The sequence below is a fragment of the Enterobacter cloacae complex sp.6700776 genome (assembly GCF_048284255.1).
GTDB lineage: Bacteria > Pseudomonadota > Gammaproteobacteria > Enterobacterales > Enterobacteriaceae > Enterobacter > Enterobacter intestinihominis.
This window is the reverse complement of record NZ_JBLVYK010000079.1, coordinates 1-366: the sequence shown is the minus strand read 5'-3', so window position 1 is coordinate 366 and position 366 is coordinate 1. Positions and strand designations below refer to the sequence as shown.

General features: G+C 37.7%; 1 protein-coding gene. It reads left to right on the top strand.

Going from position 1 to position 366, the window contains the following annotated elements:
* A partial coding sequence (locus ACNQ0T_RS23300; protein WP_417930393.1) for a hypothetical protein occupies nt 1-363 on the top strand: 363 nt, incomplete at its 5' end.
* Nucleotides 364-366: the final 3 nt, after the last annotated feature.

The following is a 366-nucleotide window of genomic DNA, read 5'->3' as shown; positions in this document are numbered from 1 at the left end:
AGTCATATGATTATGCTAATCACCAAAACAAACAGTAAGGGGATTGATATGTGTAATTTTCACGGCTACAACAACGCAAGATCTCGCAGAATGGAGCGCAGAAAAGCATTGCGAGAATCATTCGAAATAACTAAAAACTTAAAAATTGCTATCCGTGGTGAATCAGTAGACAAAATAAAGCGCCCTACCTTATCACTAACACGCAAGCCAATTAGCCGAGTTGAAAAAGCAATATCAATTCGAAGTACTAAAGTTTATGACTCAGTAGATAATACCTGCTTACCAAATTCTAGTATTTACTCAGCTAAATATCGTAAGTCAGGAATGCTGTTAGAGTCTGGCGAAGTGACAGCAAGAGCTTAACAC